Here is a 20,394-nt window from a genome sequence, read left to right as displayed (position 1 = left end):
CTCATTTATGGGGCTAGACAGCCACAAAAATGATGCTAACATGATTCGTAAGCGAACGGGAAAGAGTCACAGCGCCCACCCCGAACACCTTGCGACCGCTTACAGATTTTTCTAAGGAGAATACGAACGATGGACAGAACTTTTGATGCTACTGATGTTCAAGCGATCTACGAACCTGCTGCGACCAATTTCACTCCGATGAGCGATCGTTCCTACGTTCCTTCGCACGAAGACGCTGCGAACGGAAAATCGGACGGATGCGAACAGGCAATCCCCCCGCTAACTCCTGTCGATGAGTTGCTCAAGATCGATCACTGGAAACCCACAGAACCCCAGTTCTGCAAAGAGATCGTCGCTCACTACCCAATGGGAAAACGGACAATTCAGAAGTGGTTTATTGAGTTGAGGGAAATTGCCCCCTGGTTCTCCGAGTCAGAACTACGTCTGAGCGACGATCGCTATACCCCACTTGCCGTTGAACTTTTAGGGCACCGCTATTTTGCTGGTTCTAAGAAGAAGTGGGAGTCGGTTTTACAGGAATTGTTTGCCGATCGTGTTGAGACTTGGAATTCTGCTCAATCCACTCCTGCTGTTCGCCCTGAAGTATTGCCGCGAGAGGATCAACATCCTTCAGATGGCAATGGCGATTGCCCTAGTGGTTTGACTTTACATATTGGCTCAAGCCTTGCTGTTCCAGCGATTCCCGGCATTGTTACCCCTGCCGACGATACTGCTTATCTAACCCAAGTTCAACAACGGATGAGTGAGTTTGAAGCCCTTCAGCAGAAGGCGATCGCCCAGATGCAGGAGCAATACCAACAGGTTCAAGCCCTTAATGCTCAGTACCAGGAAGCAACCAGCCTTGGCGATCAGCTACTCCTGCAAGAGTTTCAACTGAAGGGCATTCAACTCGGTTACACCGCTTTGCAATTGAAACAGCAGGCATTTAAGGCAACAGTGCAAGCGGCGGAAGCTGGAACTCTGCCAGTGCCGGGAAAGCCCGATGCAGAAGATGGTCAACCCCAATCGGCGTAGTTGTTTTGGCACTTAGCTTGTTGCTGATGAGTGCTTGGTTAATGGCCTACTCTCAACCCCACCGTCCTTATCGTTCTCAGACCGATGGAACACTCCAAACGCCCTGATCTGACCGCTAGCAATTTTGATTTGAACCGATCGCTGCTTCAAGTTCAAGCTGCACAGACCACTTGCATCGTTACTGCGCTTGAACTGCAAGTGGTAAGCCAATCGTCTCAGCTAGCCTTCATCCGCTACCAGCAAGCACGAGTTGCCTTAGCTCTTGCCCTGGCTCGTTCTCAATCCAATCCCTGAAAAGCGCTCATCCGTTATAAAAAGGCGTTCTTCGTCTCCAAAGAAAGCATTAAAAGCCCCACTCTGGCTAGCTTTAGACCCTCTCCAGAGTGGGGGCACCCAATGCCCCGTTGAAAAGGCACTGAACTTATGAATGTATCAATTTTTTTGTCATCCGTCAGCGTTTGTCTAATGATGCTTTGGCTCCTGTTGTGGGGCATTGAGCGTCTTCTACGGAGGGCATGATGAAATTCACCCTCTATTGGTTTGTTTATTTATTGGAGTTGGCTAGGCCGTTGGGAAACCACAGGCATTGTGCCAGGTACTACTTGGGGTCAACCAACAACCTCAATCGGAGGTTGACTCAACATCGAAGTGGCGATCGCTTAATTGGATCTGCTTTTACAGCAGCAGCGGTCGAGCGAGGCATTCAATTTCAAGTCGTGAAATTTTGGTATTGCAATAGCTTCGTTGAAGCTCGTTTTTTGGAGCGTCGCTTAAAACGGCGCAAAAATCATGCCAAGTTACTCGACCTCACCCAAGCTGCAATCAACACATTACTGACTGAATTGAGGGTCGCTCATGGTAGATGAGCGTTCAAGAATAACTATCCGCTCTAGTCAAATGCCATACGTGCAAAAGATTGGGACAGCAATAGGGGAAGCTCGTCTGTCAAAGGTAGTTGAATTTATCATTTACCACCATCGCTTTTTGTTGTCCCAAAACGCACTGGATCTAGAGGATGACCCTCCCAACCCATTAGAAGAATGGGATCAAGAAGAGGACGATAACTAATCTTTGAGGTTTTTCAATGAATTACACGCAGTTTCTTATCTCTGATAAAGATCACACTTGTGTCATGCCACACCGGATTGCAATAAATGCACTCGGCGCAACCAATGATTATCAGGTTCGCAAGCACTATCCAAAACTAACGATTCCAGAACACTATTTCAAGCTTAGAGGGCGCGATCATGTCGATCGCATCTTCTACACCCTAAAAGGTCTTGTTTTGCTATGTGATCTAATTGGCACAGAGCAGGCAAGACAGTTCAAATCAATTCTGGAGCACCGCCAGAGTGCAATAGTCCAGGGACAAGAGCCAACCCTCTATTTTGCCGAAGCAAGCGAAGGCCAAGCTGTGTATGCCGAGATAGTAGAGGATTACATAACGCCTTCTCACCCCAAATATGAATTAGTACGTCGATTTCAGCCTGATATGGAGCCAGTTGATCAAGCGACGGCTCAAAGAGAATCGTCGTCCCATGTCTCGGAAAATACGGCTGCAATGATATTCGAGGCGCAACGAATAGCCCAAGCCGGAGTAATAAAGCCACAAGATACGGCGGAGATGATTTTCAAGGCGCAACAGTTGGTCTCGGAGCAAATCTTTAAAGGCCAATCTCAACAACAGAATGCTATTCATGCCTGGAAGCGGTTCGATTCCTGGCTGAATCAACAAGAGATTTGGGCATTCGCGTTGTTCTGCTCTATGTGCATTGCCCTGCTTGGGATTGGCTCTTATCTGTGCCTGTCCCTGCTATCTCGCAACTCTAATCCTTCCTCACACAACTCATCTCAAGTTAGGGAGCAATCATGAATTATCACAGCCGCCGCAACATTGGCTATGTCGTTTGGTTTTCGATTTTGTTGGTGATGTCCTATGTAGGACTCAGTTTAGCCATCAGATACGGGTACGAGGAGCGTGTGGTGGAACTTGCTGCCCTGGCGTTCGCCTACTCAGGGGTGAGCTTGGTGGCAAATGCGTCCAAGATTTTTGATTAATCCAATTGGAGGATGAAATGCCTGATCAGATTTTTCAGATTCAGACAGAAGTGCAATTACCAGAACCGTTGTTCAGACAGCTCCAAGCGCTTTTGGATCGAGAACCGACCCAATCTATCGATGCCTTGTTCGTCAGTGCGATCGAACGATACCTGGCGTATCTCGATCAGTCAGTAAATTGACCCTTTTGCAACTCCTAAATTTCGTAATTTCGTAATTTCACAATTTAGTCATTCATAGAGGATTTCAAGATGGCTCTTACTCCCCGTGATTCACGCACCGAGAAGACAAAGACATCCAAAACACGTTCTTCTCGCACTAAATCAGGCAATGTAGTCACTGATGCCGTCGATGCGGTCACCAGTGCTGTTACTGGCAATGACGACGGTTCTGGCTCCATCATCAGCAACAATAACTTGACCAGCTTTGATTTGAGCCATATCGGGCACGGCCTGACTATTCAAACCTTTGATACGAACGCGAATCTGTCTCCCTCTCTGTATGAGGATTTGTCTCCACTTCCCCGGACATCAAAACTAGATGCAGACAGAGCAGTGGAGTCGATCGAAGAGAAGAAACAAACGTTGCGAATTATTCAGTCCAACCTGAGTCTCAATCAAGAGGTCGTGCGGACAGGTGTTTCCAATGAAAAACTCATTGGAAACGTGATAGATTTTGCAACCGCCAAGACCAATAACCAGTCCAAGTTTATTGGATATCAAGCGGCTGGGGTAAACCTCAGTACGGCAGAAGTCAAACTCCAACAGGCAAAAGAACGCCATGCCCAGGAATCGATTGCTCTGGGTGGGATGAAGGATCTCACTCCTTTGATTGAGGAAGAATGGGATCAAAAGAAGAAGCTAAAGCAAAGCCGGATTGAAGATCTTAGAGCGTCAGTCTACATTGCCAACGCCAAGATTGAGCAGGCGATGTCGCAGGCTCAGAACAATGATATTGCTCAAGTTGCAAATTCAGTTGATTGAGGATGAAGAACGTGCAACACAACATACTTAAAACATTTCAACAACCCAAAATAGTAGCTGATTCTGCTGCGATATGCCTGAGCGTAGTGGGTCTATTAGGTTGCTTCTCTGGCTCGCAAGTAGTTAAGAACTTGTCCTTTGCAACACTGCTATCTGGTGTTACCAGCTTAGGGATTAACTCCTTCGTGTGCAGGTTGTATGCCGATACCGCTCACAACATCATGGAGCGGGAATTACGAACATCTGAAGCGGAATTAGATGAGGCTAGAAAGCAGGTAGAGAATCTAAATCTCAAACTTCAGCAGTGGGACAGCTTTTGGGATGAGCAGTCCAAGTCCCTGAAAACACTAAAGTTGCAATTCGTGCAGGAGCAAGAGTATGCAGCGCTCAAGACGGCTGAAACAGGAGATTTACTCATCCAATCCACCTTGCTGCAAGAGCAGATAGATCGGATAGAAGCCGACCGCGATCGCGATCGGCAGTCTATTGAGTTGAGCTTGGCTAGCCTGCTGTTGAACGCAAAGGCGACATTAACTGAAGCCGTCAATGAATGGCGCAGCAGCCTGGTATCTACGCTGGATAACACTATCAGCAAACGCCCTGAACTCACGACTCGACTAGAAAAGTTGAGAGAGGATGTCATACAACTTGCAGGACGCTACCATCAGCAAATAGCGAATGTCTCTGCCTCATCTACCGTCAGGTCTGGCCTAGAGCCTCTGGTGGATGAGGTGTTGAGCATTATGCACCATGCCGCTACTGAATTTGCTGCCTTCAAAGTGCAGTACCGTAACGCACTCAACATACAAGAGACACTGCTCTATCGCACAACAATTGAACAGAGCAACGCCGAAATTGCAGAATTGAAAGAGAACCTGAAGGAACTGCAAAAAACATCAATTCCTAAGACCCAACATCAAGCGATTATCAGCGAATTTCAATTGCAAAAAGATGAAGCCTTCACTAGCCTGGTCGAGCAGGCTCAAGCGCTGGAAAGCGAACTCACCAATGACACAGATGCGTTTGTGCGGAAGTTGATTAGTCAGATTGATGTGGCAAACCGAGAGATCTCCAGTCTCAAGGAAAGAATTGAGGCTTTAACAAAGCCCCAAACCTTTACCCCTGCCACCCGTGATGATTTAAGGATGGGAAATGTCGTCATTTCTTATTTCCACCAGTGTGGAATCATTCTGGATCGGGCTTACAGCGATTATCGAGGGTGGGAGGCTGTCCTGCATTTCCATTCCGATCGCAACCCCAGGGTTATCCCTCCTGGCGAGCTGAACAAGCATTCAGACTCGCTCCAGTCGTTGCTCAACTGCAAAAATCTGCCGAAATTTGAATACGATTCGGAAACTGGGATATTGCGATTGCGTGTGCAGATGCATCCCAAGCCAAAGTCGCTCGACGCTTCTGACATTCATAAGCTGTGGAAACGAGCGGATCACTTTGAGGCGATCGTTTCCAAGTGGGAACGAGTTCGAGTGACGGGAGGGTCTGAGTCGGGCAAAACCCCTACGGCTGAGAACATCGCCGTGTGTTTCTTGAAGCATCGCCCTGGTACAGTCAATCTGGCAAATCCGATGGATAACAGCAAGAAAAACTTTTGGTCGATTCCAACGAAATGGACATCGCATGAAGAATCCAGGGATGCATTATCTGATTTAGATGGCTTGATTGAAGATCGCGCTAATGGCATTGTGCCAAGAAACGATTTCGCCTTGTTCATCTTTGATGAGATAGACACCACGATGGAGAAGTATCCCTTCATTTGTGGTGCGGTGAAAAACATCGTGAAACAAGCTTCCCATCAACATCTCCGTACCATCTTCATTGGTCAGAATGCCAATGCAAAAAACTATAAAAAAATGGATCGGAGTGATTGGAATAACGCTGTCAACGTTCACATAGGCAGCAACGCCTATGATGCTATTACTAATAGCAACTCTTTGACGACAAATGAACAAAACGACCTGAAGGTCAGAGCTAATAGATTGACTGAATTTTGTGAAGACAAAAACAAAGAATTAGGGTTAGATCTTACTGACCCAGATGCTTACCGTTTTGCGATCGTGATGGAGCCAAACAAGAAACCATACTTCATCGAGCTACCAGCGTTTGGTCGTTATAATTACGACGAGGTTGAGTCAGCGGATATACGTACAACATCGGTGGAATTTAGCGATGGAACCCCCCGGAATGTTGTCCAAATGTTTGAAGTGCAGGGAGAGCAGAATTCAGCTACAGCAAAGCTTTCCACCATTCCAGGAAAATCCGTGGAATCTGACCCTGTAGCCCTCTGCCCAGACTGTGGAACAGAGTCCAAGGAGCGCAAAGGCAAGCCAGTAGATGGTAAGCAAAGATACTTCTGTCGTAATGACAATTGTAGTAAGCAGACCTTTACTATCTCTGTTGAATAACTGTTAATCAAGCATGAGATAGAGCCATGAAATTTAGCACTGAAAAGGAACTCCAGAATTACTGCCTAAGAGTTCTAAGAAGTAAAGGGATTCAGTGTTCAGAGGAGGTGGAATGTGGTGATATCAGGGCAGATATCGTCATTCCTCAAGCGGTGATTGAGCTAAAGAAAGTGTTGAATCGGGAAGGCATTTACCAAGCATTAGGGCAGGCGACGGCCTATAACCGACATCTCAAACGACCTGAGATTTGGTTAGTTGGTCAACGCCCGATCGCCGTTCAGGAACGAGCACAAGCTGAGAGGCTTGCTCAAGAAATTGAGCAAGACCGAAGCATCACAGTCAGCTTTATCGATGACCCCTTTTGGGAAGAGTCTATGCCCTACCAAAATTTGTTTGCAGGATTAACCATGAATATGAATCGAAGCCTTGGATTCGTTTCTGGGTGTGCGATCGCCTTAATAATAGGAGGTATCGCTGCTAGCCGCTCATTAAGCAGCTCGCCCCCTACTTCACCCAGCTCATCATCGGCTCCAGTTACCTCATCCTCTTTTTTTCAAAACCCAATTCTTCGCTCGGATGATGAAGATGCGCCTGGTCTTGCTTCTTCTGCTAATCCTCCACTGGCGCAACAGGTGCAACAGGTAGAGGAACCCTACCTGAATGAGCAACAAGGACATCGATTGACCTCTTGTCAGGGGCATTCATTCGCCAACTTTCGGGAATTTCCAAGCTTGTCCCCTACCGCCATTTTGGGTGCGGTGGAAGCAGGGCAAACCGTGCAATTGACTGGCCGACAGATTGAGTCAGATGGTGTGCTCTGGTATGAGGCGATCGCGCCTCAACTCCGTCAGGTGATTGAATCATCAGCGCAAAACAAACTAGATCCGAATCAGGTTGGGTGGATCGCCAGTTGCTTTGTCAATTAGCCATACAACACACAACGGTGAAAACTATGCTTGATTTAAGCCCAAAGCGGTATAGGTTGGAAATAATCTGGTGGAGATCGAGCAAAGTAGATGTTGAATTGCTGCTCGCTTTGATCAACTCCTGCCAGGGACAACACTATAACCTGGACGAACGATCTGAAGGAGTCAATGGCTTTTTGTGCCTTTTTGACAATCCTTTACCGTTTCTATGCAAAATATTCCAACCTCCCTACACGGATATGGAGATGCACCTGGCCTCAGTATCCGACCAGGAATTCAGCTTTGAGACATATCTCAAAGCTGAAACGGGGTGCTACGCTCAGGACGATCTCAACTTTTAAAATATTTGAGGAAAATGATAATGACCACAACAGTAAGTATCTTGGTGGAAATCCCAGAAGAATTACATGAATCGCTTCAAGGTCATCTTGAGTCTCGGCTGGATTGGGATCATGATCGGGTGATTTCGGCTGCGCTGGCCTTGTTCCTGTTGCAACACACTAACAGCAACTCTCCAGATAGAGTGACAAATTATCGTCGTGCTGCTCGCGTTTACCTCGATGAATTGTTTCGTAATGCTATTTAGCATTGGTCTTTGCTTGGCTTCTGCGGGAACACTGGCAATGAACGTATTTCTCCTGGCTCCTAACAGTGTTAGGAGTTTTTTTGTGCGATCGCTCTGGGTGTTCAACTGCTCAACCTTGTTTGCCAACCCCCATTCAGGACAGGAGGGATACAAGTCGTGCTGCGATCGCCAGTGGTTGCAGTTGCAATGTGGATATCGGGTTTCAAGCTATGAGCACCTGTCCCTCTTTGCCTCCTGAAACATGGTGCATAATAAATGGAGCGTTCTACTGGCGTATTATGACGGATATCCTGCTAGTTGACCCCGATACAGGTTCGATGCAAACGGCTCCCCATGCCAAGCTTCCGTCCGAATGGGCGGAGCAATTGGAAGAAGTGATGCAACGCGATCGCGATTTCTTCAGGCAGCACCCGGAACAGGATTACTACATTCGTGCGATTACACCTGTGGAAGTGCTCGAAGGGCAGGCAATGGGAAAAGTTGTGGGGGAAGATGCCCGCGTCCTGGTCGGGGAGGTCATTCCGGGAAACCGAATCCGTATGACGATCCTTGATGACCTACCGCCTCCTGTAGAGGAGTTCAGAGCCATGCAGCAACACTTTCGCCAAAAATTAGGGGGCAAAACTCAGGCTCTCAAGGGTCGGGGCAACCCCAACAAAAAGAAACGTCCAAAAGCCAAAGGGTTTGGTTGAAATGAGTGTAAGTTAAGGGGGCGACCCCCTTGGAGAACCCCCACCCACGCAAACCGCTCATGGAAGACGCAGAACTCGATCGCCCAAGGGATTTGACTCACCTTGAAGCACTGCTCAATCCAGTACTACCGCCAGCCAACAACGAGGCGGATACCACCCTCACCATTCGGTTGCCAGCATCGCTGAAAGTGACACTCAAATCGGAAGCTGAAGCCAGAGGCATCAATCTGTCGGATTACGTTCGCCTGAAGTTATCGGGAGCGGCGTTACCGATGCGTCGTCGTCGGCAACCGATTCATTGGCTTGAACGGAGCGTTTTGATCGAATTGAATCGCATCGGCATCAACCTGAATCAGAGCGTGCGAAAGTTGAACAGCCAGGAGCACCCCAGAGAGAATACAGCCGATCGCCAGATGTTGACACAGATACTCGAAGCGCTGCAAAACGTGGAACTGGCTCTGCTCTGTCCAAGGAACGAAACGGACGACAACTCGTGAGCATCGCCAAGATCAAAAGCAACCATTCTGCCCGTACTACCTTCGGCTCTGTCATTCGCAAAGACGGGTCACGAGTCATTGGTGGCAATGCTGCTCCCTGGATTGAACGTGACCAACTCTCCCAGGAACAACTACGTGCAGTCGTGTCGAACGCCACTCGTAAATTCATGGTGTCGATCGATCTCAATTACCGCGTCAAACGGGCGGTCAGACACGTCTCGATTTCGTTTCCCCCTGGTGAAGACCTGGACGATCAAGAGCTGTCAGACTATTGCGAAAAATATCTGGCGGCGATGATTCTGAGCGCTGAGAACCCGGAGCTATTAAGGGCATTTGATCCATCCACCTTTAGAGTAGCCGTTGAGGAGTTTAGAGCCAACGAACTGCATTACTATATCTACTCGATCGTCCGTCACACTGATAAACCACACCCTCATGCCCATCTGGTCTATAGCCGGATTAATCTGGAAACCGAGAAGGCGATCGGCACTTCCTTTGAATGGTATCGCTCTCAACAGATCTTGCGGGATTTGGAGCGGCAGTATCAGTTGGAGGTTCTGCCCAATAGTTGGGAGGTGGGACGACGAGCGCAGTCGATCAGCCAGCTCAAAAAAGAAGCAGAGACCGGAGTCATCAGCATTCAAAAGCAACTGCAAGAAATATTAGAGCAGGCCGGACAAGCCAGCAGCACGGTTCCAGAATTCATTGAAAAAGCTCAGGCCCAAGGGGTTTCCGTCCGGTTAAATTTCACCCGTACTGGCAAGTCAAAAGGCATCTCCTATGAACTGGATGGAGTCGCGCTCTCAGGCAACTCACTGGGGACACGCTACAGCTTCAAGCATTCCAATCCAGGGTTGTGCAATGCCTTTGGCTTAGACTATGACGCGCAACGAGACAACACTGTTATTCAAGCGCTCTGTCAACGGAGACCCCTCCACCCATGACCAACGGCAACAACATGTCCTCCGACCTGGCCTTGCTGCAAGCCTTAGCCGAACAGCAGCAGCAATTCAGTAGCTTGATTTCAGTGCTGCAATCGCTACCGGAACGCCTGCTGCGGTTAGAGAACCCGTCCAAAAGGCTTGGTTGAACTGAGTACAAGTTAATGGGTGAAACTCCTAACGCATGACGGCGTAAGGCACCAAAGGAGCTTTGAAATCAAAAGGACTTTTATGCCAATCAGGTAAAGCAAAGACCCTCCGATTGCAGCAGGAGATCCATAGAGTCCAAGTTTCAGCGTTGATGCCCACCGTAAATTGAGGAGTCGATGGGTTCCCCACTCGCCAGTCATGATTTTTGTCAGATAAGACTTTATCGCGCAACAAATCTAAGTACTTCTGAATGATCAATTCCTTTCCAAGAACTTTCCATTTAAGAGCAATCCAGTTGATTAGATCTGGATCATTGAGCCAAAGGCAGATTTGTCCGTCGCTAGGAACCCCTCTTGCAGAGTTAGCTCTAGGTGAAAATCCGATCGCTTTGCGTCGAGACAGCTTGCCCATGATTCAATCCTTGAACGCGGTAATGATGAAAAAAGGTTTACAGAATATCCCAAAATCAGGCTTTATCTTCAAACCGTACTTACTTATCGGCTGAGCGATCGAGAATTGTGCAAGCTTTTGAAAATCAATGAATTTATCTGTGAAGTTGAGCATTGAGCCAAGTGTCGAACTCTTCTTTGAGATGGGGAAGTTGGTGCGATCGCCCATAGTTTTGTCGTCGTTCGTCCAGGGAGCGATCGCCGTCGTACTGATTGATGGTGGGTTCAATTTCGTTAAGTAGTTAAAATAACTGCTATAAATGAGTTTCAAGCATTTTTGCTGATTCCCCAATCATCTATCACAGTGTCAGATCAACATGAGAATCCTGTTGGTGGAGGATGATCGAGAGCAATTAGTCCCACTCCATGAGGCGCTTTCCAAAGTGGGACACATTGTAGATGGGGTTGAAGACGGAAAAACCGCTCAATGGTTGATGGACGAGAAGGAGTATAACCTGCTGATTCTTGACTGGATGTTACCAGACATCAGTGGTATTGATTTGTGTCGTAACTATCGACAGTCTAAGAGAACGGCTCCAGTTCTGATGTTGACTGCCAAAGACACTATTCTTGACAAGGTGACGGGGCTTGATGCCGGAGCCGATGACTATCTAGTTAAGCCTGTAGATGTGATGGAATTTCTAGCGCGGGTACGGGCACTAGGACGTCGATCGCCCCTTTGGGTGGGAGATAGCCTAAGCCTCTCAGATCTGAAACTTCACTTGGCAACTCTCACCGTAGAGAGACAGCACAGCAGGGTGCAGCTATCGAGCCGAGAATTTCAACTCATGGAATACCTGATGCGCCATCCTCAACAGATCTTAACTCGTGAGCAAATCGAATTATCGTTATGGGAATGGGGAGAGGAGCCGGAGAGCAATGCCGTAGCTACCTTGGTTAAACGGTTGCGGCAGCGACTGCAAAAGGTAGGAGCAGAAGACTGGATTGAATCGGTTTATGGCATTGGCTACTGTATTAATGGGCCCGATGCAATGTAAGAATTGCCATGCACTGTTTTAGCAAATCTCTACGCCGACTCTTGACCACATTCCCCGTTCGTAATCGGGGAACGTTGATCATTGCGATTCCGCTTGTCTGTCTGTTTTCCTCCTTGGTTACGTTTGCTGCCTTGAGGGCAAGCATGGTTAACAATGACCGTGCTGTACAAGAAGCTCAACGAGTTCAAATCGAAACGAAACAATTGCTGACTGCCTTGCTGAATGCAGAAGACAATATGCAGGCGTTTGGATTAACCCGTCGCCAAGAATTTTTGGATGCCTATGAAGGCTCTCTTGCTATCATTACAGATTCTTTAGCAGATTTAGAGCCATTAGTTCAAGACAACCCTCAACAACAACAACGACTCAATCAAGTCCATAAACTGGTTAATCAAAGTGTCAATCTGCTCAATCAAAAGATCACACTCCAGCAGAACTTGCAGAAAATTAATGGACGGGAAGAACTGGTTGTGTCAGCAGTTCTGCTCTATGACTGGTTAGAGGATGGCGAATCTACACTGGATGCGACTCACCAGCAGATTGATCAATTTGCTCAGGAAGAGGAGCGGTTCTTAGAAGATCGCAGACAACACCAGGAATCCTATCGGCAAATGACTTGGGGGGTGTTTTGCTTGATGGCGATTTTTGGAGCAGGAGCAGGATTGCTTGCCGTTCATCTGTTTCGCCAATTGGAACAGGAATTAGCAGCACAGCAAATTACTTTACAACAGACAAATCAAAAATTAGAACAAGCTTGCAACCAACTCGAACGCTTCACCGCCAACGCTTCCCACGAGTTACGCGCTCCTTTGGCTGCTGTACTAAGTACTGCTCAAGTCGGGTTGATAGATCCACCAGAGGATACAAGTGCCCTGCGCCAGCGTTTGGAAAAAATTGTAGAGCTGACTAAATCGATGAGCACACTGGTTAGCAATCTACTGTTTCTGTCCCGGCAGGAAGGATCGTTGAAGCACGAATTTCTTCAGCCTGTTGATCTCGTCAATCTTTTACAACCTCTAGTTCAGGAGTGGGCAACTCAAGCTGCTGCTAAATCGCTTCAGCTCAGCAGCCAGTTTCCTGACTCATCTATAAAGGTTAGTGTCGAGCCAGCCTTGCTCAAACAAGCCGTGATCAATCTCCTGAGTAATGCTTGCCAGTATGCTCCTTCAGGCGGCAGTGTTCAACTGAAACTGTTTGCTCAAGCAACCCAAGCGCTGATCGAAGTAAAAGACAACGGAGTAGGGATTTCTGAACAGGATTTACCTTATATCTTTGAACGATTTTATCGAGTGGACAAGAATCGCAACCGGGCAAAAGGACAGTTTGGGCTGGGGTTGGCGATCGCCCAGCAAATTGTTCAAGCCCATCAGGGTTCAATTTCTGTCACGAGTACGGTTGGAGTGGGATCAACCTTCCGAATTTCACTGCCATTAGTAGCAAAAGTGCCAAACAGGTAATTCGGCTTTGAGTTGCCATAACTTATTGAAGTGTCATTTTTTTGTCATATTTTCTTGCTACTCTGCCTATCTGGTTGAAAATGGTTTTTCTTAAAAGGTACTGCCATAGGAGAAATACTTTTACTCTTTATGCATGACAGAGCGAACACAAAATCCATTCAAATCTCCTCAAGTAAATATTTGGAAGTAGATCGAATTGATTCAGCGTCTCTAACGCAAAAGCTCTTTTTTGAGGAATATCAGAAAGCAGGTCTTCCTGTTGTGATCAGTGGCTTGCTTCATGAGACGGATTGGAATCTTGAGTACCTTTGCCAAGCATTAGGAGATGTAGAATTTCCAATTCGCCGTTATGGATGGCAGCGCTATGAGCAGGACAAGCGAGACTGGACAAGCATGGGGAGCAGTGTAGAGAGCACAGTGATGTCCTTTACTCAATACGCCAAATTGTTAGAAAGTGGAGAAGCCGAGGAGCAAGATTTATATTTGGGAAAATGTTCCATTGAACATACACCACTGATTCAAAAATCTGGACTAGACAACGTGGGAATGCAGTTGGGCTTAAAAAAGCCAGTTACCACCCACAACCTGTGGGTGGGGTTAGCAGGACATACAACCTGTCTTCACTACGATACATTTGATGGGACGCTGATGCAGCTGCACGGCTCAAAACGACTGGTTCTCTTCCCGCCTTCGCAACTCTACAATCTTTACCCATTTCCGCTCTCGGCTCACCTTCGGCATGGGTTAAAAGTCCGTTCCGCCTATAGCCAGCTCTATCCAGACAAACCTGATATTGCAGCGTTTCCTAACTTTGTAAAGGCACTTCAGCACCGATATGAGGTGATCCTTAACCAGGGGGATGTGCTGTACATCCCAGCTTCCTGGTGGCACGAGGTTACTGCGATTGGACATGGCATGGTTTGTTCTGTGAATCGGTTCTGGGGGATTCAACCCACATCAAGAGCACTGCGGTCTTGGAGTAAATGGCGTGCTCATTTTGGTAGCCTTGTGGCATTTCCTCATATTATTCAAAATGCGCTAACAGCAGGAAGCAGCGGTAAAGCCTCAGGAGCACTTAGTAATCTATTGCAGAGACTGTAAAGAATATGGTTTTTTTGACAGTTGGTGATCCGGTTCCTTGGTTTACGCATTGATCAGTGAAGGATTTGAAGAAAAGACGTATTGACAGAAGGATTTGAAGAAAAGCAGTCCTGAGGCGATCGCCATTGAATCTTCTTCAAGAGAAAAACAAACTTTGAGCAAGGGTTTCTGCGTTTGGAGGACAAATCGCACGGGATTTCCCCAGAAATTTTCGGCTCTTGTCTGATTTTGGTGATCAAGGCTTTTGAGGTAGCCAGAAACCTAGTATCCACGTCGCGCAACTTCGCGAGCGGGTTCAATTTCACCAAAACCCTACGATAAATGACCACTGGAAAAAGAGCCAAAAACGTCAAACGCCATCGTACCAATATTGGGGACTTGCTCCAGCAGGGAAACCACTGGGGTTTGCGGGTTCAAACTGTCGCAGACCAGCGCATTGAACTGGATCTCGACGATAGTGTTGCCTACAACTAAACCCGCTTCAAAGGGCTGGTTTATGAAGGTTCGGATCTGAAAATGGCAGACCTGGAGAAAAAAGCATAGTGGAAACTGGACTTGTTGAAACAAAACCTCCAGCAATAAACTCATGAACCGAGAACTGCTATATTTTGATGATTTCCACGCCCTTCACCTGATTTACAGGCAGCGTGGGTTGCTCAACCTAGTAAAGATGGTTAGACAGTAATCAGTCCGACAGCCGAGGAAGTAGGCTCTATTTACGACGACGGAAGTGCTCACTTTGTCAGTTGCGAACCCCTGGGAATCCGCTTTGTTCAACGGAAAACCGTTAAAGATTGTGTATTTGTAATCGCCTAGACTCTCCATGAACAGCAACGACTTCAAAAAAAGCAAAATTACTAGCACTCAACAGATCCTAAAACTGCTCACAGGTTCCTTCTTCCAGCTCGAAAGCTCACAGCTCAACGACCTCACACTCTACAATCAAGCCCTCACCCACAGCACCTACGCCAACGAAAAACGAGATCAAGGCATTCCATGCGAAGACCAAGAGCGGCTTGAATTCTTGGGCGATCGGGTTCTCAACCTAAGCGTTGCTGAATTTCTGTTTCAGACTCTCCCCGATCCAGAAGGCATCCTCTCTGAAAAGATCAAAGCCGTCCAAAACGAACACCTAGCTCAGATCGTCAAACAGAAAAGTCCTGAGATCATACCCCTGATCAAACTCGGAAACGGACAATCTCTTGAAGATTCTATTCTGGCAGATACATTGGAGGCCCTCATCGGCGCTATCTACCTCGATCCTAACCAAGGACTTTCCCAAATCCAAACGATGATTCAAACCTCTTTAGCAAACGACATCCTGAGCTTCAACCTAGAGCAAAACTACATCAGCCAACTTCAAGAACATATTCAAAAATACGTGCGGAAGGGCAACCTCGAAGCCACTGACATAGACTACGTTCAAATCAAACACACTACTGATGCTCAAAATCGTCACACATTCGTTTACGTCGTCAAAATTCTAGACAAATCGTGGGGGCAAGGTACAGGCCACAATGTCAAAACTGCCAAACAAGCAGCAGCAGCAGCAGCACTGAGTAAAATTGAAGCAGGCAACACCCCATTTGAGTAACCTACCCATTCCCTATGGTCAGCCTATTCTCCCCACCGCCCAATACCTCCAGCCGCCGAGACACTCAGCGAGTCCTACTTCGCAACATCTCCTGGCAAACCTACCAGGCATTATTGTCTGACATGGGCGATCACCGCTCCTCTCGCCTAGCCTACGATCGCGGCACTCTAGAAATCACCATGCCCTCCGACCTGCACGAGTTTATCAAACATCTTCTAGAGCGAATCATCATCGCTCTCACCGAAGAACTCAACCTCAAAGTGCGGGGAGTTGGCTCCGTCACCCTAAACCGAGAAGACCTGCAACGTGGGGTAGAGCCCGATTCCGGCTTTTATATTCAAAATGCCAGCCAGATTCGAGGCAGAAAGCTTGATCTGGTCAACAATCCCCCTCCCGACCTGGTTGTTGAAGTCGATATCACTAATCCATCCACGCGGCGGCTCAAAATCTATCAATCCTTGCAGATTCCTGAGTTCTGGCGTTGCACCGAACAAGCGATTGAAATCAAGCATCTTCAGAACGGAGAATATGTCTCCTGTGAATACAGCCTTGCCTTCCCAATGGTTTCTGCTGCAATCATCCAACAGTTTCTTGAGCAGGGAAAAGATACAGATGACGATAATACTGTCATTCGATCGCTGCGCTCTTGGATTCAACAACAGCAAAGTTCACGCTAGCGATCGAATTCATAAGTTGCCCTATGAACCTCACCCGTATTCAATCAACCCTGCAAACTCTGTTTCACGATGATTCTCGTTGGGCACATCAGGGACAGCGAGTGGTGTTTTGGTACGACCCCGACCAACAATTTCAAGAAACATTTGCCGAACTTCACCTGGATGAAATTGAAAAACTTCAGTTGGACTATACGCCTTTCACCGTCAAACATTGCCTCTTGTCGCGTTTCTTGCTAATTGACGCTGATCTGCCCACGGGATGCGCAACGAGGTTAAGAGGAAGAGGTTGAAAGGGTTGGTAGGAGAGGGATTGAGAGCAAAATTGTTGGGAATATGACTCCTAAGCGAGTGCAATAGGAGTCATACAGATGGGTTCGGGGTTTGCAAGAGGGATGCAGCGATCGCCCAAGCTAAGGGAGAGTGCTGAGCGAGTGATTGAGGCTTGAGCAAAGCAAAGGGGCGTTGATCCCAAAGCTGGGTCAGTGAGGTGATTGAACTTCGGTTTGGTTTGTTTCTAGCGATGAAGTTGAGTATCGAGCCAAGTATCGGACTCTTCTTTGAGTTGGGGCAGTTGATGCGATCGCCCATAGTTCTGTCGTCGTTCGTCCAGGGAGCGATCGCCGTTGTATTGGTTGATTTCAGGCTCAATCTGATGCCAGAAGGGTTTAACGGTGAGGCTGATATTGCTTCCGGTCAGGGTGCCGATGAGCGATTGAGTGATGGCCCACTGGTTGTCATGGTCAACCTGCTCATTGCGTTCCTGAATGAACTGCACCGCCCCTTCGAGTTTGGCTTGTGCCGATCGCCGTCCTGGTTTGCGCTTAGGAGTAAGAGGTTGTTGAGCGATCGCCTGCGCTTGAGCTGAAGTTGAGGCTTCAGGGTTATGGGTGGAGAAGAACGGTACTGATTTTGTCGCTTAGCTCGCTTTTTGGGTTCTGCCCATCTGTTGGTGAAATGGGGGCGATCGCCAGTCAACACAACGAGATTTCTAAGTTCTAGCGCACTCTCAACGCTTCGCTCACCAAAACTTGGGAAGAGCCAATAAATGATGTCGTGCATTTGCCGTCATGATGCTGAGTTGTTTTAATGGCATTAGGACATCCTGACGATCAGCAAGATTGGCGGGATAGAGCTGTTGAAGATAAAGCCATAAAAGGGTGCAGAATTAGGCAAGTTCAGTTTCTGGAGAATAATCAATCATGCGCCGTGTAAGTATTTCCAGTATCAGTATTTCCTTTATCGTTTGCTCATTTTTGGCTTAACTTGTCTCAATCTTTTGAGAAATCGCTTTGATTGCGTCGCGTAACCAATGATTGGCTTCATCTTGATCGCTCAAAGTGCTCCACAGCATAGAAACTATCCACGGTTTCGTTTTAATTGGCAGTTCAAAAATTATTAAATCGCAGACAGTTGCTAAACGGAGAGCAATGCGTCGGGGAAGTGCTGCAACTAGATCACTAGATGAGATCGCAAACGGCAAAACCAGCATATGCGGAGTTGTAAATGCAATTCGGCGCTCTAAGTTTTGCTCATTCAACGCCTGGTCGATGGCACCTGTAGTATCTCGACGTAGAGTTGTGAGGGCGTGGGAAAGCTGGGCAAAGGTTTCTAACCTCATGGTTCCTTGCTGGAGAGCCGGATGTCCTTGACGGGCGATTCCCACGAATCGTTCTTCAAAGATGGGTTCCCATTGCGTTTGTCGGGGCGGATCGGGGAAAACACCCAACGCCACATCGATTTTCCCCTGTTCTAGAAGCTCTCCAATACTATCCTTCTCAAATCCAATCATCCGAAAGTTGATGGATGGAGCCGTTTGATGACTCAATTCCAGTAACGGCGGCACGAGGACAAAGCTGGTGTAATCTGAACTGCCGATGGCAAAGGTGCGATCGCTAGAAGTTACCTCAAATGACTGACTGGTGGTAATGGTTTGGCGAATCTGTTGCAATGCTGCCAGAATAGCTGGAGCAATCGCTTGGGCTTTGAGCGTCGGCTGCATCTGTCGTCCCAAGCGTACAAACAATTCATCTTCAAACAGAATACGCAAACGGCTGAGTGCCGCACTCATTGCAGGCTGACCAATCTGAAGTTGCTCGGCAGCTTTCGTAACGCTGCGTTGTTCTAGAAGGGCTTCAAAGGCAACCAACAGGTTTAAGTCGATTGCAGCCAAATTTATCGATTTCATTGATGCCAGCTATCTAAAATATTGACTTGCTTAATATTCTAGAGGTTGATACTGTGACGGTGCAGCCAATCTATTCAGGAAAGCTTGATGAGCATGACGCAGAAAATTGCCGTAATCACGGGGAGCCACAAAGGGTTGGGGTATGCGATCGCTCGCCGGTTAGCTCAGCAAGAAAACATTCGGGTTGTGCTGACGAGCCGTCAGGAGCAAGATGGTCTAGCCGCTCAACAGCGCTTATCTAGCGAAAACATTCAAGTAGATTTTCATTCTCTAGATGTCACGAGCGATGTCAGTGTGCAGCAGTTCGTTACTTGGTTGCAGCAGACCTATGGCAGAGTCGATATTCTGGTCAATAATGCGGGTGTTAATCCAACGATGCAGCCAGAAGAATCCAGCCTGCTAACCGTTCAGATGGAAACGATGCTGACAACCCTGACAACCAATGTTGTAGCTGTTGCTCGAATCACCCAAGCGCTGATGCCCTTGATGAAAGCACAAAACTACGGGCGAATTGTCAATGTGTCCACTGAAATGGCTTCTCTCACCTCTATGGGGAACGATTACTATCCGCTGGCTCCGTCGTATCGCCTGTCCAAGATTGGGCTGAATGGTCTGACGGCTCTTTGGGCGAAGGAACTGCATGGCAGCAATATTTTGGTGAATGTATACTCTCCTGGCTGGATGCAAACAGACATGGGCGGCTCGAATGCGCCATACACAGCTAATGAAGGAGCTGAAACTGCTGTGTATTTGGCAACACTTCCAGAGGGTGGTGCACAGGGTCAATTTTTTGCGGAAATGCGGAAGTTTGGAGGTGCAATGGCGCTGTCTTGGTAATTGATGGAATTGAAAAGACAACATGACTAAAGTGAGGAACCCCGACAATGACTACAACTGAAGAACAAAACTTAGCGATCGCTCGTGTCTTTATTGAGCAGTTTTTGGGCAAGGGTGATATGACCGTAGCGGTGGATGTGCTAGATGAAAATGTGCAGGCAATCACCGGATTAAAGCCAGATGGGGCAATTGACGGGCGTGAAGCTTACAAGCAGGTGTTTAGTGCATTCTTCGATGCCTTTCCCCCAATTCCTGGTTCCGAGATGATGATTGAAGACATGTTTGCCGCAGACGATCGGGTGGTCGTTCGGTTTCGATCAGTGCAAAAACACGCTAAAGAATTTTTTGGGGTTACCGCCACAAATCGAGATATTACCTTTATTGAAACTCATGTCATGCGACTACGAGAGGGTAAGATTGTAGAAAATGTGGTGAGTGCTACTAATCTAGAGTTTGAAATGTTGATGGCTCCTGTTTTGACACCGCTGATTCTCAGGTAGAGTTGTCGTATACCTGGAGTTATGATCGCTTAACCCGCTATTTATCCTCGTTAACCCCACGGGATGCGCAACGAGGTTAAGAGGAAGAGGTTGAAAGGGTTACTGGGAGAGGGTTTGAGGGGAGAATTGTTGAGAAAATGACTCCTAAAGCGAGTGAAACAGGAGTCTTACAGATGGGTTGGGGGTCTTCAAGAGGGATACAGCGATCGCCCAAGCTGTGGGAGACTACTGAGCGATCGATCGAGGCTTGAGCAGACCAATGTAGTGTCGATCCCAAAGCTGGGTCAGTGAGGCGATTGAACTTCGGT

At 47.6% G+C, this 20,394-nt stretch carries 30 protein-coding genes; 26 read left to right on the top strand and 4 right to left on the bottom strand.

Annotation, left to right across the window (positions count from 1 at the left end; translation table 11 throughout):
• The first annotated feature begins 129 nt into the window (after nucleotides 1-129).
• From IQ268_RS28345 to IQ268_RS28270, 16 genes are all read left to right on the top strand, one after another.
• On the top strand, nucleotides 130-1,035 hold the full coding sequence (locus IQ268_RS28345; RefSeq protein WP_193886162.1) for a hypothetical protein: 906 nt from the start codon (nucleotides 130-132) through the stop codon (nucleotides 1,033-1,035).
• 84 nt (nucleotides 1,036-1,119) lie between these two features.
• Nucleotides 1,120-1,329 carry a hypothetical protein gene (locus IQ268_RS28340; RefSeq protein ID WP_193886160.1) on the top strand — a complete coding sequence of 70 codons (210 nt, stop codon included), beginning with the start codon at nucleotides 1,120-1,122 and terminating at the stop codon, nucleotides 1,327-1,329.
• A 221-nt stretch (nucleotides 1,330-1,550) separates the two neighbouring features.
• Nucleotides 1,551-1,901: a GIY-YIG nuclease family protein gene (locus IQ268_RS28335; protein ID WP_339383686.1), complete on the top strand. Its 351-nt coding sequence runs from the start codon at nucleotides 1,551-1,553 to the stop codon at nucleotides 1,899-1,901.
• A gap of 31 nt (nucleotides 1,902-1,932) precedes the next feature.
• Nucleotides 1,933-2,103 (top strand): hypothetical protein, encoded by a 171-nt coding sequence (locus IQ268_RS28330; RefSeq protein ID WP_193886158.1) that lies wholly within the window; start codon nucleotides 1,933-1,935, stop codon nucleotides 2,101-2,103.
• 64 nt (nucleotides 2,104-2,167) lie between these two features.
• Nucleotides 2,168-2,908, top strand: a complete 741-nt coding sequence (locus tag IQ268_RS28325) for a hypothetical protein (RefSeq protein WP_193886157.1) — start codon at nucleotides 2,168-2,170, stop codon at nucleotides 2,906-2,908.
• A complete protein-coding gene (locus tag IQ268_RS28320; RefSeq protein ID WP_193886156.1) occupies nucleotides 2,905-3,093 on the top strand; it encodes a hypothetical protein in 189 nt (62 codons plus the stop codon). Before IQ268_RS28325 ends, IQ268_RS28320 begins: the two co-directional genes overlap by 4 nt.
• A 17-nt stretch (nucleotides 3,094-3,110) precedes the next feature.
• Nucleotides 3,111-3,275, top strand: coding sequence for a hypothetical protein (locus tag IQ268_RS28315; RefSeq protein ID WP_193886155.1), 165 nt, complete (start codon nucleotides 3,111-3,113; stop codon nucleotides 3,273-3,275).
• 69 nt (nucleotides 3,276-3,344) lie between these two features.
• Nucleotides 3,345-4,076, top strand: coding sequence for a hypothetical protein (locus IQ268_RS28310; protein WP_193886154.1), 732 nt, complete (start codon nucleotides 3,345-3,347; stop codon nucleotides 4,074-4,076).
• A 131-nt stretch (nucleotides 4,077-4,207) separates the two neighbouring features.
• Nucleotides 4,208-6,496: a hypothetical protein gene (locus IQ268_RS28305; protein ID WP_193886153.1), complete on the top strand. Its 2,289-nt coding sequence runs from the start codon at nucleotides 4,208-4,210 to the stop codon at nucleotides 6,494-6,496.
• Nucleotides 6,497-6,522: 26 nt separating this feature from the next.
• Nucleotides 6,523-7,422: a hypothetical protein gene (locus IQ268_RS28300; RefSeq protein WP_193886152.1), complete on the top strand. Its 900-nt coding sequence runs from the start codon at nucleotides 6,523-6,525 to the stop codon at nucleotides 7,420-7,422.
• A 361-nt stretch (nucleotides 7,423-7,783) separates the two neighbouring features.
• A complete protein-coding gene (locus IQ268_RS28295; RefSeq protein ID WP_193886151.1) occupies nucleotides 7,784-8,008 on the top strand; it encodes a DUF2811 domain-containing protein in 225 nt (74 codons plus the stop codon).
• 37 nt (nucleotides 8,009-8,045) lie between these two features.
• Entirely contained in the window at nucleotides 8,046-8,246 is a 201-nt protein-coding gene (locus IQ268_RS28290) for a hypothetical protein (RefSeq protein ID WP_193886149.1), read from the top strand.
• 40 nt (nucleotides 8,247-8,286) lie between these two features.
• Nucleotides 8,287-8,700, top strand: a complete 414-nt coding sequence (locus IQ268_RS28285; RefSeq protein ID WP_193886147.1) for a hypothetical protein — start codon at nucleotides 8,287-8,289, stop codon at nucleotides 8,698-8,700.
• A 59-nt stretch (nucleotides 8,701-8,759) separates the two neighbouring features.
• Nucleotides 8,760-9,197: a hypothetical protein gene (locus IQ268_RS28280; RefSeq protein ID WP_193886145.1), complete on the top strand. Its 438-nt coding sequence runs from the start codon at nucleotides 8,760-8,762 to the stop codon at nucleotides 9,195-9,197.
• The gene (locus IQ268_RS28275) at nucleotides 9,194-10,141 is read left to right on the top strand and encodes a relaxase/mobilization nuclease domain-containing protein (protein ID WP_193886143.1); all 948 of its coding nucleotides are present in this window, start codon (nucleotides 9,194-9,196) and stop codon (nucleotides 10,139-10,141) included. Before IQ268_RS28280 ends, IQ268_RS28275 begins: the two co-directional genes overlap by 4 nt.
• Nucleotides 10,138-10,287, top strand: a complete 150-nt coding sequence (locus tag IQ268_RS28270) for a hypothetical protein (protein ID WP_193886141.1) — start codon at nucleotides 10,138-10,140, stop codon at nucleotides 10,285-10,287. Before IQ268_RS28275 ends, IQ268_RS28270 begins: the two co-directional genes overlap by 4 nt.
• Nucleotides 10,288-10,315: 28 nt before the next feature.
• Here IQ268_RS28270 and IQ268_RS28265 read toward each other — a convergent pair whose 3' ends face one another.
• Nucleotides 10,316-10,699, bottom strand: coding sequence for a hypothetical protein (locus IQ268_RS28265; RefSeq protein ID WP_193886139.1), 384 nt, complete (start codon nucleotides 10,697-10,699; stop codon nucleotides 10,316-10,318).
• A gap of 127 nt (nucleotides 10,700-10,826) precedes the next feature.
• Here IQ268_RS28265 and IQ268_RS28260 point away from each other — a divergent pair, with 127 nt between their 5' ends.
• From IQ268_RS28260 to IQ268_RS28245, 4 genes are all read left to right on the top strand, one after another.
• A complete protein-coding gene (locus IQ268_RS28260; RefSeq protein WP_193886137.1) occupies nucleotides 10,827-10,979 on the top strand; it encodes a hypothetical protein in 153 nt (50 codons plus the stop codon).
• A gap of 75 nt (nucleotides 10,980-11,054) precedes the next feature.
• Nucleotides 11,055-11,735, top strand: a complete 681-nt coding sequence (rppA, locus tag IQ268_RS28255; protein WP_193886135.1) for a two-component system response regulator RppA — start codon at nucleotides 11,055-11,057, stop codon at nucleotides 11,733-11,735.
• A gap of 143 nt (nucleotides 11,736-11,878) precedes the next feature.
• Nucleotides 11,879-13,192, top strand: a complete 1,314-nt coding sequence (locus IQ268_RS28250; RefSeq protein WP_228035801.1) for an ATP-binding protein — start codon at nucleotides 11,879-11,881, stop codon at nucleotides 13,190-13,192.
• Nucleotides 13,193-13,372: 180 nt separating this feature from the next.
• Nucleotides 13,373-14,293 (top strand): cupin-like domain-containing protein, encoded by a 921-nt coding sequence (locus IQ268_RS28245; RefSeq protein WP_193886131.1) that lies wholly within the window; start codon nucleotides 13,373-13,375, stop codon nucleotides 14,291-14,293.
• Between the two features lie 312 nt (nucleotides 14,294-14,605).
• Here the strand turns inward: IQ268_RS28245 and IQ268_RS28240 are convergent, their stop codons facing one another.
• Complete coding sequence (locus IQ268_RS28240; RefSeq protein ID WP_193886129.1) at nucleotides 14,606-14,881, bottom strand: hypothetical protein; 276 nt, start codon at nucleotides 14,879-14,881, stop codon at nucleotides 14,606-14,608.
• Nucleotides 14,882-15,116: 235 nt separating this feature from the next.
• Between IQ268_RS28240 and IQ268_RS28235 the strand changes: the two genes are divergently transcribed.
• From IQ268_RS28235 to IQ268_RS28220, 4 genes are all read left to right on the top strand, one after another.
• The gene (locus IQ268_RS28235) at nucleotides 15,117-15,887 is read left to right on the top strand and encodes a ribonuclease III family protein (protein WP_193886128.1); all 771 of its coding nucleotides are present in this window, start codon (nucleotides 15,117-15,119) and stop codon (nucleotides 15,885-15,887) included.
• A 14-nt stretch (nucleotides 15,888-15,901) separates the two neighbouring features.
• Nucleotides 15,902-16,564, top strand: coding sequence for a Uma2 family endonuclease (locus IQ268_RS28230; RefSeq protein WP_193886125.1), 663 nt, complete (start codon nucleotides 15,902-15,904; stop codon nucleotides 16,562-16,564).
• Nucleotides 16,565-16,587: 23 nt separating this feature from the next.
• The gene (locus IQ268_RS28225; RefSeq protein ID WP_193886123.1) at nucleotides 16,588-16,854 is read left to right on the top strand and encodes a hypothetical protein; all 267 of its coding nucleotides are present in this window, start codon (nucleotides 16,588-16,590) and stop codon (nucleotides 16,852-16,854) included.
• Between the two features lie 230 nt (nucleotides 16,855-17,084).
• A complete protein-coding gene (locus tag IQ268_RS28220) occupies nucleotides 17,085-17,429 on the top strand; it encodes a hypothetical protein (RefSeq protein ID WP_193886122.1) in 345 nt (114 codons plus the stop codon).
• Nucleotides 17,430-17,822: 393 nt separating this feature from the next.
• Here the strand turns inward: IQ268_RS28220 and IQ268_RS28215 are convergent, their stop codons facing one another.
• Nucleotides 17,823-18,749: a LysR family transcriptional regulator gene (locus IQ268_RS28215; protein ID WP_193886120.1), complete on the bottom strand. Its 927-nt coding sequence runs from the start codon at nucleotides 18,747-18,749 to the stop codon at nucleotides 17,823-17,825.
• Between the two features lie 87 nt (nucleotides 18,750-18,836).
• Between IQ268_RS28215 and IQ268_RS28210 the strand changes: the two genes are divergently transcribed.
• Together IQ268_RS28210 and IQ268_RS28205 are read left to right on the top strand one after the other, a co-directional pair.
• Nucleotides 18,837-19,586 (top strand): SDR family oxidoreductase, encoded by a 750-nt coding sequence (locus IQ268_RS28210; protein ID WP_193886118.1) that lies wholly within the window; start codon nucleotides 18,837-18,839, stop codon nucleotides 19,584-19,586.
• 47 nt (nucleotides 19,587-19,633) lie between these two features.
• Nucleotides 19,634-20,086 carry an ester cyclase gene (locus IQ268_RS28205; RefSeq protein ID WP_193886116.1) on the top strand — a complete coding sequence of 151 codons (453 nt, stop codon included), beginning with the start codon at nucleotides 19,634-19,636 and terminating at the stop codon, nucleotides 20,084-20,086.
• A 76-nt stretch (nucleotides 20,087-20,162) separates the two neighbouring features.
• Here IQ268_RS28205 and IQ268_RS32515 read toward each other — a convergent pair.
• Nucleotides 20,163-20,394, bottom strand: a 232-nt coding sequence (locus IQ268_RS32515; RefSeq protein ID WP_228035800.1) for a hypothetical protein, incomplete at its 5' end; no start/stop codon positions are given.

It is taken from the genome of Oculatella sp. LEGE 06141 (genome assembly GCF_015207605.1).
Classification (GTDB): domain Bacteria; phylum Cyanobacteriota; class Cyanobacteriia; order Elainellales; family Elainellaceae; genus Oculatella.
Note: the sequence above shows the minus strand (reverse complement) of the source record. Positions and strands in the feature narration are given on the sequence as shown.

Coding starts and splice junctions, on each gene's coding strand:
- IQ268_RS28345 (WP_193886162.1), top strand. CDS start 130: ATGGACAGAACTTTTGATGCTACTGATGTTCAAGCGATCTACGAACCT.
- IQ268_RS28340 (WP_193886160.1), top strand. CDS start 1,120: ATGGAACACTCCAAACGCCCTGATCTGACCGCTAGCAATTTTGATTTG.
- IQ268_RS28335 (WP_339383686.1), top strand. CDS start 1,551: ATGATGAAATTCACCCTCTATTGGTTTGTTTATTTATTGGAGTTGGCT.
- IQ268_RS28330 (WP_193886158.1), top strand. CDS start 1,933: ATGCCATACGTGCAAAAGATTGGGACAGCAATAGGGGAAGCTCGTCTG.
- IQ268_RS28325 (WP_193886157.1), top strand. CDS start 2,168: ATGCCACACCGGATTGCAATAAATGCACTCGGCGCAACCAATGATTAT.
- IQ268_RS28320 (WP_193886156.1), top strand. CDS start 2,905: ATGAATTATCACAGCCGCCGCAACATTGGCTATGTCGTTTGGTTTTCG.
- IQ268_RS28315 (WP_193886155.1), top strand. CDS start 3,111: ATGCCTGATCAGATTTTTCAGATTCAGACAGAAGTGCAATTACCAGAA.
- IQ268_RS28310 (WP_193886154.1), top strand. CDS start 3,345: ATGGCTCTTACTCCCCGTGATTCACGCACCGAGAAGACAAAGACATCC.
- IQ268_RS28300 (WP_193886152.1), top strand. CDS start 6,523: ATGAAATTTAGCACTGAAAAGGAACTCCAGAATTACTGCCTAAGAGTT.
- IQ268_RS28295 (WP_193886151.1), top strand. CDS start 7,784: ATGACCACAACAGTAAGTATCTTGGTGGAAATCCCAGAAGAATTACAT.
- IQ268_RS28290 (WP_193886149.1), top strand. CDS start 8,046: ATGAACGTATTTCTCCTGGCTCCTAACAGTGTTAGGAGTTTTTTTGTG.
- IQ268_RS28285 (WP_193886147.1), top strand. CDS start 8,287: ATGACGGATATCCTGCTAGTTGACCCCGATACAGGTTCGATGCAAACG.
- IQ268_RS28280 (WP_193886145.1), top strand. CDS start 8,760: ATGGAAGACGCAGAACTCGATCGCCCAAGGGATTTGACTCACCTTGAA.
- IQ268_RS28270 (WP_193886141.1), top strand. CDS start 10,138: ATGACCAACGGCAACAACATGTCCTCCGACCTGGCCTTGCTGCAAGCC.
- IQ268_RS28265 (WP_193886139.1), bottom strand. CDS start 10,699: ATGGGCAAGCTGTCTCGACGCAAAGCGATCGGATTTTCACCTAGAGCT.
- IQ268_RS28260 (WP_193886137.1), top strand. CDS start 10,827: ATGAATTTATCTGTGAAGTTGAGCATTGAGCCAAGTGTCGAACTCTTC.
- rppA (WP_193886135.1), top strand. CDS start 11,055: ATGAGAATCCTGTTGGTGGAGGATGATCGAGAGCAATTAGTCCCACTC.
- IQ268_RS28250 (WP_228035801.1), top strand. CDS start 11,879: ATGGTTAACAATGACCGTGCTGTACAAGAAGCTCAACGAGTTCAAATC.
- IQ268_RS28240 (WP_193886129.1), bottom strand. CDS start 14,881: ATGAGTTTATTGCTGGAGGTTTTGTTTCAACAAGTCCAGTTTCCACTA.
- IQ268_RS28235 (WP_193886128.1), top strand. CDS start 15,117: ATGAACAGCAACGACTTCAAAAAAAGCAAAATTACTAGCACTCAACAG.
- IQ268_RS28230 (WP_193886125.1), top strand. CDS start 15,902: ATGGTCAGCCTATTCTCCCCACCGCCCAATACCTCCAGCCGCCGAGAC.
- IQ268_RS28225 (WP_193886123.1), top strand. CDS start 16,588: ATGAACCTCACCCGTATTCAATCAACCCTGCAAACTCTGTTTCACGAT.
- IQ268_RS28220 (WP_193886122.1), top strand. CDS start 17,085: ATGAAGTTGAGTATCGAGCCAAGTATCGGACTCTTCTTTGAGTTGGGG.
- IQ268_RS28215 (WP_193886120.1), bottom strand. CDS start 18,749: ATGAAATCGATAAATTTGGCTGCAATCGACTTAAACCTGTTGGTTGCC.
- IQ268_RS28210 (WP_193886118.1), top strand. CDS start 18,837: ATGAGCATGACGCAGAAAATTGCCGTAATCACGGGGAGCCACAAAGGG.
- IQ268_RS28205 (WP_193886116.1), top strand. CDS start 19,634: ATGACTACAACTGAAGAACAAAACTTAGCGATCGCTCGTGTCTTTATT.